Genomic DNA, 16,264 nt, shown 5'->3' on the forward strand with positions numbered 1-16,264 from the left:
AGGATTTGCGTTGGCTCTGTCATTGATGCTGCCGGCGACCGGACATGCGGACGCGCGGCTGCAGGCCGTCATGCAGCGCATCGCCGCCGGCGAGGCGGTCACCGTCGCGACGATAGGCGGCTCCATCACGACCGGCTACGCCGCCCAGCCACCGCGCGAGAAAGGCTGGGCCGCGCTGCTGGCCCAGGCCCTGGGCCCGCGCGTGAAGCTGGTCAACGCCGGCGTCAGCGGCACGGACTCGGCCGCCGGCGTGCAGCGCCTGCAGGCGCAGGTGCTGGATGCACAACCCGACCTCGTCATCGTCGAGTTCGGCGTCAACGACCAGTGGCTGGACCCCGCCGTGCGTGCCAGCAGCTATGAGGCCATGCTGCGCCGCCTGCTGGCCGCGAAGAAGCCGCCCGCCGTCGTCGTGCTGGGCCTGACGCAGCAAGGCAACCAGGCGCGCGACGCGGTGGACGTCCAGCTGAAACTGGCCACGTACTACGGCCTGACGGCGCTGGACTTCGGCCGCTGGATGCAGGCGCGCGTGGACGCCGGCACGGACCGCTGGGCCGCGCTGTACGACGAGCCCGTGCATCCCAACGCCACCGGCCATCAGCGCATCGCGCAGGCGCTGCTCGAGACGCTGCGTGCCGCCACGCCGGGGCCGGCCACCGCCCTGCCCGCGCCGTTGTACGGCCGCGCACACGAGTTCACGCGGCTGCTGATGGGCGACACGCTCAAGCCCTACCAGCAGCGTGGCTTCGCGCGCGGCGGCGAAGTGCACCCCGAGTGGACCGGCCAGACGCCCGGTTGGGTGACCCAGGCCGATGACGCCGAGGCGCACTTCCTCGTCTGGGGCCGGGAGGTCGCCGTCTTCCATGCCGAAAGTGCGCTCTACCGCAACCTGGAAGCCTGGGTGGACGACGGCCCCGTCGTCACGCTGCGTGGCCAAGTGCCAGAGCGGCGCGGCTACCTCGGCTGGCACTACACGGTCGTGGGCCGGGATCTTGAGCCCGGCGCCCACCTGCTGCATGTGCGCGTGAAGCGCGACGAATGGGCCGGCAGCGGCCGCCCGGCCAGCCTGCTGGCCATCATGTCCGCCGGCATCTTCCCGCCCGAACTGCACCCCAGCGACTTCGTGCGCGAAGCCGCGACGGGCCCGCTGATCGCCGCCGACGATCCGCGGCTGCGGTGGGTCGGCCGCATCGCCGACCTGCCCGGTGCGGCCAAGCTGCTGGCCTGGAGCGGCAGCGAGCTGCGCGCGCGCTTCACCGGCGAGCAGATCTCGCTGCGCCTGGCGCCGTCACGCGGCGGCATCAACCATTTCACCGTCGAGGTGGATGGCCGCCGCCACGCGCTGACACTGCGCGGCGACGGGCCGGCGGACTGGCGGCTGGCGCTGCCGGCCGGCGAGCACGAGTTGCGCCTCGTCAAGCGCACGGAGGCGTCGCAAGCCGAGGCCATCTTCCTGGGCCTGCGCCTGGCCGACGGCGGCCGGCTGCTGGCCCCGCCGCCGCCGCGCCCGCTGAAGCTGGTGTTCTACGGCGACTCCATCACCGCCGGCGCCTGCAATGGTGACATCGCCGAGGACCAGTACGCCGACCTGTCCACGCACGACGGCACGCGGGCCTATGGCGCGCTGACGGCGCAGCGCCTGGGCGCGGACTACGTCGGCATCGCCGTCAGCGGCATCGGCATCACGGCCACCTGGGACCAGCTGCTGATGCCGCAGGTCTGGAACCGCTACGCGCCGCGGCTGGACGCGGCCGTCGCGCCGCCCGATGCCCGCGCGCCCGACGTGGTGTTCGTCAACCTCGGCCAGAACGACCACGGCTTCCCCGCGTCCACGGGGCGATCGATCGCGCCGGACTTCGGCCCGCGCTACCTCGCCTTCGTGCGCGAGCTGCGCGCGCGCTATCCCGACGCAAGGCTGGTGCTGCTGGCCGGCGGCATGACGGCGTGGAAGGAGCAACCGGCCATCCCGCGCGCCTTGAATGCGTCCGTCGCCACGCTGCGCGCCGAGGGCGACGCCAAGGTCTGGACCTACACCTTCCAGGCCTTCTCGTATGCCCACCCGCGCATTGATGTGCACGCGCAGATGGCCGACGAGCTGACGCGCCTCCTGAAAGACGAGGTACTGAAATGAAGTCGCTTCCCGACATGCGCACGCCCACAGCGCTGTGGGCCCACATGCGCCACACGCTGGCCTTCTACGCGCCGCGCGTCCGAGACCCCAGCGGTGGCTGCTTCCAGTTCTTCAAGGACGACGGCACGGTCTATGACCGCCGCAGCCGCCACCTGGTCAGCAGCACCCGCTTCGTCTTCAACCATGCGCTGGCCTGGCGCTGGTTCGGCGGACCGGTGAGCGATGTGGCCCATGCGCTGGCCTTTGTGCGCGACGTGCATGCGCAGCCGCAAGGCGGCTACGCGTGGCTGCTGGACTGGCACGACGGCCACGCGACGGTGCTGGACGGCACCAACCACTGCTACGGCCTGGCCTTCGTGCTGCTGGCCCATGCGCACGCGGCCGAGGCCGGCGTGGCGGGCGCGCGCGAAGGCATGGCCGCGACCTTCGCTCTGATGGAACAGCGATTCTGGGAAGCCGCCCACAGCCTGTATGCCGACGAGGCGACACCGGACTGGCAAACAGGCTCTTACCGCGGGCAGAACGCCAACATGCACGCCTGCGAAGCGATGCTGGCCGCACACGCGGCCAGCGGCGAGGCCCGCTACCTGGACCGCGCGTTGCAGCTGGCGACGTCCATCACGCAACGCCAGGCGGCCCTTGCCGGTGGCCTGGTCTGGGAACACTACAAGACCGACTGGACGCCCGACTGGGACTACAACCGCGACGACAAGACCAACATCTTCCGGCCCTGGGGCTTCCAGACCGGCCATCTGACCGAGTGGGCCAAGCTGCTGCTGATGCTGGAGCGGCGCCTGGGTGCGACCGCGCCAGATTGGCTCTACCCCACGGCGCGCCACTTCTTCGACACGGCCGTGCGCCACGGCTGGGACGAGGGCCACGGCGGCCTGGTCTACGGCTTCGCCCCCGGCGGCGAGGTCTGCGACGCGGACAAGTATTTCTGGGTGCAAGCCGAAAGCCTGGCCGCCGCCGCCTGGCTGGCCGTTCGTTCCGGCGATGAGGCGTACTGGGCCTGGTACGACCGCATCTGGGCCTACGCCTGGCAGCACTTCGTCGACCACGAGCACGGCGCCTGGTACCGCATCCTGGGCCCGGCCAACCAGAAGCTGACCGACGAGAAGAGCCCCGCCGGCAAGACGGATTACCACACCATGGGCGCCTGCCAGGACGTGCTCGCCGCGCTCGGCGCGCAGCCGCCCGCCAAGGACGCCGCATGAAGAAGCCCCTGCTCGCCGCCGCACTGCTGCTGGCCGCCACCGCCCACGCCGCCCCGCTCGAATGGCGCGGCATCAGCCTGTCCAGCGCCGAATGGGGCGAGAAGCTGCCCTTCCCCGGCATCTACGGCAAGGACTTCGTCTACCCCAGCGTCGCCAGCACGGCCTATTACCAGGCCAAGGGCATGAACCTGATGCGCATCGCGTTCCGTTGGGAGCGCCTGCAGCCCACGCTGAACGGCGAGTTCGACGCAACGGAGCTGGCCCGCCTGCGCGAGTTCGTCGACGGCACGACGGCGCACGGCCTGCACGTGCTGCTGGACCCGCACAACTACGCCGCCTACAAGGAGGTGCACGTCGGCAAGCCCGAGGTTCCCATCGCCGCGTTCGCCGACTTCTGGCGCCGCCTGGCACTGCAGTTCAAGGGCGACCCCAAGGTGCAGTTCGGCCTCGTCAACGAGCCACGCAACATGCCCACCGAGACCTGGGGCCAGGCCGCCCAGGCCGCCGTGGACGCCATCCGCGCCACCGGCGCGGCCAACCTCATCACCGTGCCCGGCAATGGCTACACGGGCGCCTGGAGCTGGTTCGAAAGCACTTGGTACGGCACGCCCAATGCGCAGGTCATGGGCAAGGTCCGCGACCCGCTGGACAACATGCTGTTCGAAGTGCACCAGTACTTCGACAAGGACGGCTCCGGCACGAATGCCGAATGCGTCAGCCCCGAGATCGGCGTCGAGCGCCTGCAGCGCTTCACCGCCTGGCTGAAGGCCAACAAGCGGCGTGCGCTGCTGGGTGAGATCGGCGGCGGCGCCAACGCCGTCTGCGAGCAGGCCGTGCGCGGCGCGCTGCTGCACCTGCAGGCCAACGCCGACGTCTGGGCGGGCTGGCTGTGGTGGGCCGGCGGGCCGACCTGGGGCGACTATTTCCTGTCGCTCGAGCCCGACGCCAGCGGCCGCGACAAGCCGCAGATGCGCTGGCTCCAGCCTTTCCTGCGCGAGGACCGCTGAGCGTCAGCCCAGCTGCAGTTCCAGCTCTCGGGGCGACAGCGCCTGCAGGAAGTCCCGGGCATCGAAGGCCTGGCCCAGCGCCAGCGCGCCGCTGCGCTGGAAGGTCGGCTGCAGCATGCGCTGCGCCGCCTCCACGACCAGCGGCGCCGACACCGCGTAGATATCCTGGCCGCGGGCAACGGCACGCCTGGCACCCGCGCCCTCGCCGGCCTGGACGACCACCTCGAAGCGCTGCGCGGACCGGCCTTGCGCATCGCTGGCCGCTGGCGGCGGCGTCGTCGTGTCACGGATCTCCTGCAGCGACGACAGCGTCAGCCAGGAGCGCAGGTTCTGCACGCCCAGGTGGCGGGCGATGGTGATGATTTCGCTGAAGGGCAGCTCGACCATGGTCTGCACGCCATGCCCGGCGCCGAAGGCCCAGTCGCGCTGGGCCGCGGGCATCGCCATGCGCACGATCTGGCCGTCCTGCAAGACGACACGCGGCACCTGGTTGCGCTCGCCGGTCTTGCGCGTGCCCTCGGTGGGCCACCAGTGGTCCAGCGCGATCGCGACGCTCAGGTCGGCCACCGGGCCGGTGCCGGCCAGGGCGGTCGCCAGCAGGTCGGCCAGTCCGCCGTAGAAGCCTGCGGCGGGAATCACCGCCACGCCGGCCTCACGGGCCGGCGCGTCGAAGCGCTCGAAGACGTCCTGCGCGCTGGCCTGTTCGGCCGTCACGTCGATGTAGCCGCAGCCGGCCCGCAGCGCCGCCTCGATGAGCGGTGCGGCGGTGTCCAGGAAGGGCCCGGCGCAATTGATGACCACGCCGCAGCCCGCCAGCGCTTCGGTCAGCGCGGCCGCGTCGTGCACCGCCGCCGCGCGACCCGGCACGCCGGCCGGCAGGCGCGACGCATCCCGCCCTAGGGCCACGACCTTCAAGCCGCGCCGCAACGCCTCGTTGACGACGAAGCGCCCGGTGTGCCCGCCCGCGCCGTACACGGTGACCGCCTTGTCCAAATCCTTGCCCATGATCATCCTTTTGAAACGAGACAGACCTGTCTGTTCTTTGAACGATACAGAATGGTCTGTATCGTGTCAACATCCGTTTCGACCCGAATGACCATGCCGACCACAACCGCCCCACCCGAAACCACCGATGTGCGCGAGCGCATCCTCAGCGTCGCCTCCGGGCTGTTCTACAAGAACGGCGTGCGCGCCGTGGGCGTCGATCTCATCATTGACCAGGCCGGCGTCGCCAAGAGCAGCCTGTACCGCCACTTCCGCACCAAGGACGACCTCATCGTCGCGTTCCTGGAGCGCGAGGACGTGGACTTCTGGGGAACCTGGGACCGGGTCGCCGCGGAGAACGCCGGCGATGGCCGCGCCGAGCTGGAAGCGCACATGCGCTGGATCGGTGAACGCCTGGGCCGCGCCAACTACCGCGGCTGCCCGCAGATCAACGTGGCCGCCGAGTTCGCCGAGCAGGACCACCCGGCACGGCAGGTGGCGCAGACCCACATGCTGGCACTGCGCGCCCGGCTGGCCGCCATCGCCGGCCGGCTTGGCGTGCGCGAACCGGATGTCCTCGCGGCCCAGCTGGCCTTGCTCGTCAACGGCGCTTTCGTCAGCGCCGGGCTGCTGGCACCAGAGGAGGCCACGGGCGTGCTGCTGGCGTCGCTGCGGGCGCTGGTCGAGGCCGCGCCAGCCACACGGGCATAAAAAAAGCGGGCCAGAGGCCCGCCTTCATCGGTTCAGCAGCTCAGCGACCGAAGCCGCCCTTGCGCGGGCCGGGGCCACCAGGGCCGCGGCGATCACCGCCGAAGGACGGGCGATCACCGCCACCAAAGCTGGGCTTGCCGCCGAACGCGGGCTTGGCGCCGGCGTTGAAGGGGCGGTCGCCACGCGGCGCGAAGCCACGGTCGTCACGCGGAGCAAAGCTGCGCTCCTCGCGCGGCTGGAAGCCACGGTCGGCGCGCGGCGCGAAACCACGATCGTCGCGGGGCTGGAAGCCGCGGTCTTCACGCGGCGCAAAGCCACGCTCGTCACCGCGGGGCTGGAAGCCTTCGGGACGCGGCTGGAAGCCACGGTCATCGCGCGGCGCAAAGCCACGGTCTTGCTGGCCGAAGGGCTTGCCGCCGCCATGCTGCGGACGGTCGTCACGGCGGAACGGCTTGTTGCCGAAGCCAGGGCGGCCGCCGAAGTTGCCACGCGGGCCACGGTCGTCGAACGAACAAGCCGGGCGCGGCGGGAAGATGCGCGGCTCTTGCGTCTTGGGCTCCAGGCCGGCGATCTGCTGCACAGGGATGGTCTGGGTCGTGAACTGCTGGATGCGGCGGATCATGGACACGTCGTCGCGCAGGCCCAGCGTGATCGCGAGGCCTTGGCGGCCGGCGCGGCCGGTACGGCCGATGCGGTGCACGTAGTCCTCGGCCTTCATCGGCAGGCCGTAGTTGATGACGTGGCTGATGGTCGGCACGTCGATGCCGCGGGCGGCGACGTCAGTGGCGACCAGCACCTTCAGGTCACCGCGACGCAGGCCCATCAGCACGCGGTTGCGCTTGCCTTGCGGCATGGCGCCGTGCAGCGGGGCGACGGCGTGGCCGATCTCGGCCAGACGCTCGGCCAGCCAGTCGGCGTCGCGCTGCGTGCTGGTGAAGACGACGGCCTGGTCCAGTTCCGGCTGGGCCAGGATGGCTTCCAGCAGCTGGTCCTTGTGGTGGGGGTTGTCGGCCCAGTGCAGGCGCTGCTCGATGTTCTCGTGCGTGTCGGTGTGCGACGCCACTTCGATGCGCTGCGGGTCCTTCAGCAGGTTCTGCGCCAGGCGGCCGACGTGGCCGGCGAACGTGGCGCTGAACATCACCGTCTGGCGCTCGGCCGGGGTGTTGCTGGCGATCATCGTGATGTCGTCGATGAAGCCCATGTCCAGCATGCGGTCGGCTTCGTCCAGCACCAGCATCTCGACATTGCTCAGCACGCACTTGCCGGACTGGATGTGGTCGATCAGGCGACCGGGGGTCGCGATCAGGATGTCCAGCGGGCCCATCAGCTGGCGGATCTGCAGCGGGTAGGGCATGCCGCCCAGCACCGTCGCGACCTTCAGGCCCGGGATGAAGCGACCATAGGTCTGCGCGGCCTTGGCGACCTGCATGGCCAGCTCACGGGTGGGCGCCAGCACCAGGATCTTGGGGCCGTAGATCTTGCCCTTCTCACGGCGGGTGTTGTCAGCACCGCGGGCGGCGAGGATCTTCTCCAGCGCGGGCAGGATGAAGGCGGCGGTCTTGCCGGAGCCGGTGCGCGCCGAGACCATCAGGTCCTTGTTGGCGATGGCGGCGGGGATGGCCAAGCCTTGCACGTCGGTGGCGTTCTCGTAGCCGGAATCTTTCACGGCCTTCAGCACCACTTCGCTCAGGCCCAGGGTATCGAAACTCATGTCGTTCTTTCAGTCAAAGCCCGTCCATGCCGCCCGAAATTCAATGAGGGCAGACACGCGGGCGCTGAACAGTTCATGCCGTTCAGCAGTCAAAGTCGCTGGGAGAAAGCTCGTGTCGGGCGGCTCGGGCTGCAGCTTGCAGTCGGGTGCGGCACGGGGGAACAGTCAAAGCGACGGCTTCATCGCCGCCGACCGATCCACGAGGGGTGTTCGAGAAGCCGTATGAACTACGGGCCGAACGAGGTCAGAGGAGACGTACGAAGCTCGGGGTCAACCGAGCGAAGCTGCGACTGTAGCATGGATCAGGGTTTTCACCAAATCCCCCGGCTCACGGGGCGCGCAGTTCGGCAAGCTGGGCGTTCCCGCGTCGGCAGACTGGCCCGCGCGGCCATCACGACGGATGCGCGCGCTGCGTCAGCTGGGCACCTAACCAGCCGCGCAGGCTGTTGACGAAGGCCAAGCCTTCGGCGCGGCCCAGATCTTCGCGAACGAGACGCGCCTCCCTGATGCGGCCTTGAGCCAGCAGCTCGGCGCGCAGCACGCCCGGCAGCAGGCCGGCGGCCAATGGCGGCGTCAACCACTGGCCGTCGATCTGCACGGCCAGGTTGCCAAAGCTGCACTCGGTCAGCTCGCCGGCCTCGTTCCACAGGATGACGTCGAAGGCCTCAGCCGGCTTCGCGAAGCCGGCGTACAGCTCGCGGCGGGTGGTCTTGTGGGCCAGGAACTCGGCGCCCGCGCCGCGCGTGGCGATGGGCCGGTCCGCCAGCGCCAGCAGCACCGGCTCGGGCGTGGCCGTGAAGGCGGTCAGCGTGTGCAGGAGGCGCCCTTCGGCGTCGCAGGTCAGGCGCAGGCGCCAGCTGCCGTCGGGCTGGGCAGCAGCCACGGCCTGCAGGTAGGCGCGCGCCTCGGTGAGCGAGAAGCGCAGGCCGAAGTGGCGAGCCGTGCGCTGCATGCGGGCCAGGTGGGCGTCGGCGCGCAGCGCGACGCCGTCCTGCAGCCGCAGCGTCTCCAGCGCCTCGACAGGCGCCTCGGCACGCGCCAGGAAGCGCGCCTTCGCCCGCCATTCGGCAATCTCGGCGGCCGGCTCGCTGTCCAGCGTGATGGCGCTGCCGATGCCGCAGGTCAGCGCGGCGTCATGGCGCTCGACGGTGCGGATGGGCACGTTGAACGTGGCGATGCCGCCCGGCTGGATCAGGCCCAGCGCGCCGCAGTACCAGCCGCGCGCCGCAGGCTCCAGCTCACGGATGATCTGCATCGCCCGGACCTTGGGCGCGCCGGTGACGGAGCCGCAGGGGAACAGCGCCGCGAAGGCGTCGGCCAGCGTCAGCCCTGGGCGGCTGACGGCCGTGACGGTGGACGTCATCTGCCAGACGGTGGGCAGCGCATGCAGTTCGAACAGGCGTGGCACCCGCACCGTGCCCAGTTGCGCGACGCGGCTCAGGTCGTTGCGCAGCAGGTCCACGATCATCAGGTTCTCGGCGCGCTCCTTCTCGCTGGTGCGCAGATGGGCTTGCGCCGCCTCGTCGTCGACCCGGTCGCGGCCGCGCGGCGCGGTGCCCTTCATCGGCTGGGCGGCCAGCAGCCAGCTGGCCTTGGCGCCGGGCACGGGGCGCCAGTCGAAGAACAGTTCCGGCGACACGCTGGCCGCGCCCGCCTCGCGCAGGAACAGGCTGAAGCCGCCGGGCTGGCTGGCATGCAGCGCGAGGAAGAGTTGTTCGGTATCCAGCGCGCCCACCGCGGCGCGCAGCCGCGTCGTCAGATTGACCTGGTAGCAGTCACCGTCGCGGATGTAGTCGCGGATGCGCTCGATGGCGGCTGTTGCGTCAGGCTCTGCGTCCTGCCAGCCCAGTGCGCCGGTGTGAGCGGGCTCGCCCTCCGGCCAGGGCTCGGGCGCCGTGTCGTAGACGGCGAACTCGGCCAGCGGCGCGGCGGCGGCATGCGTTGCCAGCGCGGCGTCGAAAGCGGCGGCAGCTTCGTAGCGCAGGCCGCCCAGCACCCAGGCGCCGGCCCGCGCGGCGGCTTCGGCGTCGGCGATGACGGCGCGGACGTCGGCCAGCCGCAGCGCCCGCAGCCAGCGCGCGGGCGGCACGGACCAGGCACCGCGCAGGCGCTCGCCGTCCTCGCGGGCCAGCGGGTGGCGGGGGAAGTCAAAGGCAGCGTGCAGCACGCGGCGTCGTCAGAGCGGCGTCAACGCATCCAGCGGCTCGCAGGCCTCGTCGCGGCCGACGTCGGGCTGCACGCAGAGGGCGAAAGCCTTGCCCTTGAGCGTGCGCATGGCCCACTCGCCGGTCTTCAGGCCCAGCCATTCGATCTGCAGCTCGGTCGCCGGCGCGTCCAGGCGCGGCGCATCGATGACGCGCACGCCGCAGCGGCCGGTGTCCGACTTCTGGCAGTGGATGCTGAGCTTGCTGCCCGACAACGTGTAGGCCACGGTCCAGTTGCGCCGGTAGTCGCCGCTGCGCAGCACCTTCTGGATCAGCCGGGGGGAAGCGCTGGGGCTGGCAGGCTCCTGGGCGGCCACCGCACCGAGCGCCACCAGCGCCGACAACAGGACAAGGCGCTTCATCATCAAGCCAGGTTCAGGAAGTTCGTCCGGTAATGGATCAACTCGTCGATGGACTCGTGGATGTCGGCCAGCGCCGTGTGAGCCTGGGCCTTCTTGAAGCCTTCCAGCGCCGACGGCTTCCAGCGCTTGGCCAGTTCCTTCAGCGTGGACACGTCCAGGTTGCGATAGTGGAAGAAGCTTTCCAGCTCCGGCATGTAATTGGCGAGGAAGCGGCGGTCCTGGCAGATGCTGTTGCCGGCCATGGGGCTCTTGCCCTTGGGCACGTACTGCTTCAGGAAGGCGATGGTCTGGGCGACGGCGTCGGCCTCGCTGATGGTGGAGGCCTTCACGCGGTCGATGAGGCCGCTGCGGCCATGGGTACCCTTGTTCCAGGCGTCCATCGCGTCCAGCGTCTCGTCGCTCTGGTGCACGGCGAAGACCGGGCCTTCGACACGCACGGTCAGCTGGGCGTCGGTGACGACGACGGCGATCTCGATGATGCGGTCGGTGTCCGGGTACAGGCCGGTCATCTCGAGGTCGATCCAGATCAGGTTGCTCTCGTGGAGCGCAAGGGTGTCGGCCATGGCAGGGCTTTCGGTTCTATGGGCAAAGGCGCGGAATTCTCGCAGCCTAAACTTGAGGCCTATGTCCCCCACGATGTTGTCCCTTGCTTTCGCGGTCGCGCTGGCCGCTTCGCTGCTCGTCAAATTCTGGCTGTCCACGCGCCAGATCCGCCATGTCGCCGCCCACCGCGGCCAGGTGCCGGCGGCGTTTGCCGGCAGCGTGACGCTGTCGGCGCACCAGAAGGCCGCCGACTACACAGTAGCCCGCAGCCGCTTCGGCCTGCTGGCCCTGGCCTTCAACGCCGCCGTGCTGCTGGGCTGGACGCTGCTGGGCGGTCTGAACGCGCTGAACGGCTGGGTGCTGGAGGCCAGCCGGTCGCTGCCGGAAGGCTGGCAGGGCATGGGTTACCAGTTGGGCCTGGTCGCCGTCTTCGTGCTGATCGGTTCGCTGCTGGACCTGCCCTGGGAGCTGTGGTCGACCTTCCGCATCGAGCAGGCCTTCGGCTTCAACCGCACGACGCTGAAGCTCTACGTGGCCGATGCGCTGAAGGCGCTGGGCGTCGGCGTGCTGCTGGGCCTGCCCATCGTCGCGCTGATCCTGTGGCTGATGGGCGCCGCCGGGCCACTGTGGTGGCTGTGGGCCTGGGGCGCGTGGATGGGCTTCCAGCTGCTGGTCATGGTGCTGTATCCCACCGTCATCGCGCCGCTGTTCAACAAGTTCGAGCCGCTGACCGATGCCGCGCTGAAGGAGCGCGTCGAGAAGCTGATGGCCCGCTGCGGCTTTGCGGCCAAGGGCTTGTTCGTCATGGATGGCAGCCGGCGCTCGGCGCATGGCAATGCCTACTTCAGCGGCTTCGGCCCGGCCAAGCGCGTGGTCTTCTTCGACACGCTGCTGACCAAGCTGGACGGCGGTGAGGTGGAGGCCGTGCTGGCGCATGAGCTGGGCCATTTCAAGCACAAGCACATCACCAAGCGCATCGCCTTGACGTTCGCGCTGAGCCTGGCCGGCTTTGCGCTGCTGGGCTGGCTGGCGCAGCAGCCGGCCTTCTATCTGGGCCTGGGCGTGCAGCCGTCGCTGGGCGCGCCCAACGACGCGTTGGCGCTGCTGCTGTTCCTGCTCGCCGGCCCGGTGTTCGGTTTCTTCGTCACGCCGCTGGCCAGCCACTTCTCGCGCCGCGACGAGTTCCAGGCCGACGCCTATGCCCGCGCGCAGGCCAGCGGTGCCGACCTGTCATCGGCGCTGCTGAAACTGCACGAAGACAACGCCGGCACGCTGACGCCCGACCCGGTCTACGCCCGCTTCTATTACTCACACCCACCCGCTGCCGAACGGCTCGCAGCGCTCGCCTCATGAACGACCTGCTGCTTGCCCAATGCGACCCCAAGGCGCCCTTGATGGACGCCGACACCCGCGCCCGCGTGCTGGCCGCCCTGCCCGGCTGGCTGCCCGACCCCGAGAACAAGCTGATCGGGCGGCGCTTCGGCTTCAAGAATTTCTACCAGACCATGGCCTTCGTCGACGCGGTCGCCGAGATCGCGCATGCGCAGGACCATCACCCCGAGATGCTGGTCAGCTATGACGCCTGCACCATCAGCTACTCGACGCACTCGCGCGGCGGGCTGACGCTCAACGACGCGATCTGCGCGGCACAGGTGAGCGCCTTGCCCGAAGCGACCGGCGAATGAAGCGGGCCGAGCGCTGGGCCGCTCCCAAGCCGGCACGCATCCCCTTGGGGGATCGGTCTATGTACTCATCGAGCGAGGGGCTCCAGTGAGCAAATTCCAGGCGCTGGACCTGGGACTTGTCGTGCGCGGCCATGGCCGGCACTACATCGTCGAAGACTCGGACGGCAAGCGCTTCGTGTGCCACCCGCGCGGCAAGAAGAGCGAGGCGGTCGTCGGAGACCAGGTGCGCTTTGCCGATTCGGGCGATGAGGGCGTCATCGAGGCGGTGGAGCCGCGGCGCAACCTGCTGTTCCGCCAGGACGAGTGGAAGACCAAGAGCTTCGCGGCCAATCTGGATCAGCTCCTCGTGCTGGTCGCTGTGGAGCCGGTGTTCAGCGAATCGCAGCTGACACGCTCGCTGATCGCCGCCGAGTCCGCCGGCATCCGAATGGCCATCGCGCTGAACAAGACCGACCTGCCCGGCACCGACACCGCCCGCGAGCGCTTGGCGCCCTACCGCGCGATGGGACTGAAGATGTTCGAGGTTGCGCTGAAGGCCGACCGCGAGGGCTCGCGCGCGACGCTGGACCCGTGGCTGGCCGGCCAGCGCACCTTCGTGCTGGGCCCCAGCGGCACGGGCAAGAGCACGCTGATCAACCTGCTCGTGAAGGATGCGCAGGCCCAGGTCGGCGAGATTTCGCAGGCGCTGAACTCGGGCCGGCACACGACCACCACCACGCAGTGGTACTGGACCGACGAGACGCGCACGACGGCGCTGATCGATTCGCCCGGTTTCCAGGAATTCGGCCTGCGCCAGATCGACGCGGCCGAGCTGTGGCGCTACATGCCCGACCTGCGCGAGCACGCCAACTGCCGCTTCCATAACTGTTCACATATTCACGAACCCGACTGCGGCGTGCGCAAAGCGGTCGAACAGGGCTTGATCAGCGCGGGCCGATACCGCATATATGGCGAGATTCTCGAAGAACTCCAACGCAAGACCTGGTGAAGACCGCCTGCCTGACCCTGTGCGCCGCAGCCCTGCTCGCGGCCTGTGCCACCCCCACGACCCCGCCGCCACCTTCCGCTGAGGGCTGGCAGCCGCTGGCCTTGCCGGGCAAGAAGCCCACCGTCTACCACTGGACCGAGAAGGACGGACGCCCCGCGCTGGAGGCCTCGTCCGAGCGTTCCGCCAGCATCTGGCGCAAGCGCGTGGCGCCCTCGCCGGACAGCGTCGGCGAGGTCAGCTTCTCGTGGTGGGCCCAGGGCCTCATCCCCAATGCCAGCGTGGCCGACATCGACCGCGAGGACGCGGTGGCCCGCGTCATCTTCGGCTTCGGCGGCGACATCGGCCAACTGCCGCTGCGCACCCGCATGAAGTTCGAGCTGGCCCAGGCACTGACCGGCGAGGTGCCGCCCTACGCGACGCTGATGTACGTCTGGGACAGCAAGCTGCCGATCGGCACCGTCGTCATCAACCCGCGCAGCGACCGCATCCGCAAGATCGTGGTCGACTCCGGTCCCAGCGAACTGCATCGCTGGCGCGACCACAGGCGCGACCTGGCGGCCGACTTTCGCCGTGCCTTCGGCGAAGAGCCCGGCCCGCTGATCTCCATGGCCGTCATGACCGACAGCGACAACAGCCGCGCGTCGGCGCGGACCTGGTACGGTCCGGTCGAGTTGAAGTAGTCAGCGCTGCGGCGGTGGCTGCAGCGGCAGGGGCGGCGCGTCCTTGATCTCACGCGCCTCGATGTCCACGACATCGTCGGCCGCCGGGGCCGGCGGGCGCCGGTGCGCCCAGGGGTTCTTGTTCATGCGGAACTGGACATTGGGCTTGCGGCCGGTCAACAGGCTGCCGATCAGGATGACGGCGAAGGCGAGCACGGCAAACAGGAACAGCCCCAGGCCGATGACGGCTCCGGCGACGAGGATCAGGACGCGGATCAGGAAACGGAACAGGCGCATGGCCTGAATTCTGAACCTGCTCAACCGCGCCCGACAAAAGGCATGTTCGTCGCCATCACCGTCATGGTCTGCACATTGGCCGACAGCGGCAGGCCGGCCATGTAGACGACGGCGCGGGCGACGTCTTCGACGTCCATGCGCGGCTCGACGGCGATCTGGCCGTTGGCCTGGGGCACGCCACGCAGCATCCTCTCCGTCATGTCGGTCGCCGCATTGCCGATGTCGATCTGGCCAGCCGCAATGTCGAAGGCACGGCCATCCAGGCTCAGCGCCTTGGTCAGGCCCGTGATCGCATGCTTGGTCGATGTGTAGGGCGCCGAGAACGGCCGCGGCGCGTGGGCCGAGATGGAGCCGTTGTTGATGATGCGGCCGCCACGCGGGTCTTGCACCTTCATCAGTGCAAAGGCCGCGCGGGCGCACAGGAAGCTGCCGGTCAGGTTGGTGTCGACCACCGCGCGCCATTGCGCCACCGTCAGCTCGTCGATAGGCACCGGCGGCGCACCGATGCCGGCGTTGTTGAACAGCAGGTCCAGCCGGCCGAAGCGCTCGCGCAACCGTGCGAAGGCAGCGTCGACCTGGCCCTCATCGGCGACGTCGGCGGGCAGGTGCAGCGCGTCGGCCAGGGTTTCGCGCAGTGCCGCCTCGCGGCGCCCCATCAACGCGAGTGTCCAGCCCTCGGCGGCCAGCGCCCTCGCCACGGCGCGGCCGATGCCGGAACCGGCGCCGGTGACGAGGGCAACCTTCATCAGTTGCCCACCGGGGTGACCAGCGTGCGTTGCACCCAGCCGCTGAAGTTGGCGGAGTCGACCTTGACGAAGCCGTCCTTGACCTCGCCGGTGGCAACCAGCTCGTCGCTGCGGTTCAGCGTCGCGAGGACCTTGCTGTCGCGCGACGGCGAGGCATAGGCCTTCACGTTGGAGATCTTGGGCGCCAGCATCTGGCCGGCATTGATGGGCGCGCCGGCCTGGGTCGACGCGGCCGCGTTGGCGTCGCCGGAGGCGCTGCCGCTGCGCACCAGGCTGGGCTGGTCACGGATGGTGATGACGATCTTGTTGTAGTTGTCCAGGAAGCTGGCAGCGATGAGCTTGCCCTCGGCCGTGCTGGTGTAGCCGCCCATGCCGCCCACCGCGCCGCCGCCAAAGCCCCAGCCGCCGATGGAGAAGTCGGTCTTGCTGGCCTTGCCCTCGGCGGCCGCGACCTGGATGCTGGAGCGCACGTCCGCGATGAGCAGGCTGGTGGAGGCGTCCTTGAACTTCAGGCCGCCGGCGATGGCGCCGATGACGCCCAGCTTGCCGCCCAGGAAACCGCCCAGGCCGCCGCTGGTGTTGGCACCGACCTGCACATTGGGCGTCATGACGAAGTCGGCCGCCTGCATCTGGCCCTTGCCGACGTTGGACTCCTGGCGCATCTCGCCGGCGGCGGCCAGCGAGCGCTCCTGCTGCAGGTTCTGCATGGCCTGGCCGCGCTCGACGACGTCGAAGCAGCCGGACTGCTGCACCATCATGCGCAGCAGCGCCGACGGCGAGCCCAGGCCGTACTGGGAGATGTGGTTCCAGCCGTGCTGCGGCTCGGCCACGGCCAGCACGCCCAGCTTCTTGGGGCATTTCTCGACGTTAGAGCCGGCGTCCTGCGCCTGCGCGCTCAGGGTGGTCGCCAGGCTGGCCAGCATCAGGGCGTAGTGGGTCTTGTTCATGGCAGCAGTCCTCCGGAGTTCTCGTGAACCGGCGATTGTGCCCAGCGCATGCGTCCGCACGCATCCTCAGACCAC

16 protein-coding genes are annotated in these 16,264 nt (G+C 69.7%); 8 read left to right on the forward strand and 8 right to left on the reverse strand.

All coding sequences use genetic code 11. The features are described from left to right. Positions 1-10 precede the first annotated feature (10 nt). Genes AC1D29_RS23190 through AC1D29_RS23200 form a run of 3 tightly spaced genes read left to right on the forward strand, consistent with a single transcriptional unit; the run spans position 11 to position 4,352 of the window. Positions 11-2,128, forward strand: a complete 2,118-nt coding sequence (locus tag AC1D29_RS23190; RefSeq protein ID WP_477901889.1) for a GDSL-type esterase/lipase family protein — start codon at positions 11-13, stop codon at positions 2,126-2,128. Beyond that, the gene (locus AC1D29_RS23195) at positions 2,125-3,345 is read left to right on the forward strand and encodes an AGE family epimerase/isomerase (protein WP_477901891.1); all 1,221 of its coding nucleotides are present in this window, start codon (positions 2,125-2,127) and stop codon (positions 3,343-3,345) included. Before AC1D29_RS23190 ends, AC1D29_RS23195 begins: the two co-directional genes overlap by 4 nt. Then, a complete protein-coding gene (locus AC1D29_RS23200) occupies positions 3,342-4,352 on the forward strand; it encodes a glycoside hydrolase family 5 protein (protein WP_477901893.1) in 1,011 nt (336 codons plus the stop codon). The genes AC1D29_RS23195 and AC1D29_RS23200 overlap by 4 nt, the downstream gene beginning before the upstream one ends. A 3-nt stretch (positions 4,353-4,355) precedes the next feature. Here the strand turns inward: AC1D29_RS23200 and AC1D29_RS23205 are convergent, their stop codons facing one another. Further along, complete coding sequence (locus AC1D29_RS23205) at positions 4,356-5,357, reverse strand: NAD(P)H-binding protein (protein ID WP_477901895.1); 1,002 nt, start codon at positions 5,355-5,357, stop codon at positions 4,356-4,358. A 93-nt stretch (positions 5,358-5,450) separates the two neighbouring features. On the opposite strand from AC1D29_RS23205, the gene AC1D29_RS23210 reads away from it, so the two are divergent. Further along, on the forward strand, positions 5,451-6,047 hold the full coding sequence (locus AC1D29_RS23210) for a TetR/AcrR family transcriptional regulator (RefSeq protein ID WP_477901897.1): 597 nt from the start codon (positions 5,451-5,453) through the stop codon (positions 6,045-6,047). A gap of 40 nt (positions 6,048-6,087) precedes the next feature. Here the strand turns inward: AC1D29_RS23210 and AC1D29_RS23215 are convergent, their stop codons facing one another. From AC1D29_RS23215 to orn, 4 genes are all read right to left on the reverse strand, one after another. Then, entirely contained in the window at positions 6,088-7,758 is a 1,671-nt protein-coding gene (locus AC1D29_RS23215; RefSeq protein ID WP_477901899.1) for a DEAD/DEAH box helicase, read from the reverse strand. 391 nt (positions 7,759-8,149) lie between these two features. After that, positions 8,150-9,925, reverse strand: a complete 1,776-nt coding sequence (locus AC1D29_RS23220) for a bifunctional chorismate-binding protein/class IV aminotransferase (protein WP_477901901.1) — start codon at positions 9,923-9,925, stop codon at positions 8,150-8,152. Positions 9,926-9,934: 9 nt separating this feature from the next. Then, on the reverse strand, positions 9,935-10,324 hold the full coding sequence (locus AC1D29_RS23225) for a hypothetical protein (RefSeq protein WP_477901903.1): 390 nt from the start codon (positions 10,322-10,324) through the stop codon (positions 9,935-9,937). A gap of 2 nt (positions 10,325-10,326) precedes the next feature. Continuing rightward, positions 10,327-10,887, reverse strand: coding sequence for an oligoribonuclease (orn, locus tag AC1D29_RS23230; protein ID WP_477901905.1), 561 nt, complete (start codon positions 10,885-10,887; stop codon positions 10,327-10,329). Between the two features lie 73 nt (positions 10,888-10,960). On the opposite strand from orn, the gene AC1D29_RS23235 reads away from it, so the two are divergent. The 4 genes from AC1D29_RS23235 (at position 10,961) to AC1D29_RS23250 (ending at position 14,220) form a co-directional block, all read left to right on the forward strand. Then, positions 10,961-12,220, forward strand: coding sequence for a M48 family metallopeptidase (locus AC1D29_RS23235; protein ID WP_477901907.1), 1,260 nt, complete (start codon positions 10,961-10,963; stop codon positions 12,218-12,220). Continuing rightward, positions 12,217-12,552 carry a 4a-hydroxytetrahydrobiopterin dehydratase gene (locus AC1D29_RS23240; protein WP_477901909.1) on the forward strand — a complete coding sequence of 112 codons (336 nt, stop codon included), beginning with the start codon at positions 12,217-12,219 and terminating at the stop codon, positions 12,550-12,552. Before AC1D29_RS23235 ends, AC1D29_RS23240 begins: the two co-directional genes overlap by 4 nt. An 85-nt stretch (positions 12,553-12,637) precedes the next feature. Continuing rightward, complete coding sequence (gene rsgA, locus AC1D29_RS23245; RefSeq protein ID WP_477901911.1) at positions 12,638-13,540, forward strand: ribosome small subunit-dependent GTPase A; 903 nt, start codon at positions 12,638-12,640, stop codon at positions 13,538-13,540. Next, on the forward strand, positions 13,537-14,220 hold the full coding sequence (locus tag AC1D29_RS23250; RefSeq protein ID WP_477901913.1) for a DUF3047 domain-containing protein: 684 nt from the start codon (positions 13,537-13,539) through the stop codon (positions 14,218-14,220). Before rsgA ends, AC1D29_RS23250 begins: the two co-directional genes overlap by 4 nt. On the opposite strand, the gene AC1D29_RS23255 is transcribed toward AC1D29_RS23250, so the two are convergent. The 3 genes from AC1D29_RS23255 to AC1D29_RS23265 are packed head-to-tail and all read right to left on the reverse strand — an operon-like array spanning position 14,221 to position 16,189. Further along, complete coding sequence (locus tag AC1D29_RS23255) at positions 14,221-14,496, reverse strand: hypothetical protein (protein WP_477901915.1); 276 nt, start codon at positions 14,494-14,496, stop codon at positions 14,221-14,223. Between the two features lie 20 nt (positions 14,497-14,516). Continuing rightward, positions 14,517-15,242: an SDR family oxidoreductase gene (locus tag AC1D29_RS23260; RefSeq protein WP_477901917.1), complete on the reverse strand. Its 726-nt coding sequence runs from the start codon at positions 15,240-15,242 to the stop codon at positions 14,517-14,519. Further along, positions 15,242-16,189 carry a CsgG/HfaB family protein gene (locus tag AC1D29_RS23265; protein WP_477901919.1) on the reverse strand — a complete coding sequence of 316 codons (948 nt, stop codon included), beginning with the start codon at positions 16,187-16,189 and terminating at the stop codon, positions 15,242-15,244. The genes AC1D29_RS23260 and AC1D29_RS23265 overlap by 1 nt, the downstream gene beginning before the upstream one ends. Between the last annotated feature and the right edge of the window lie 75 nt (positions 16,190-16,264).

The organism is Roseateles sp. P1_C6, assembly GCF_056406315.1.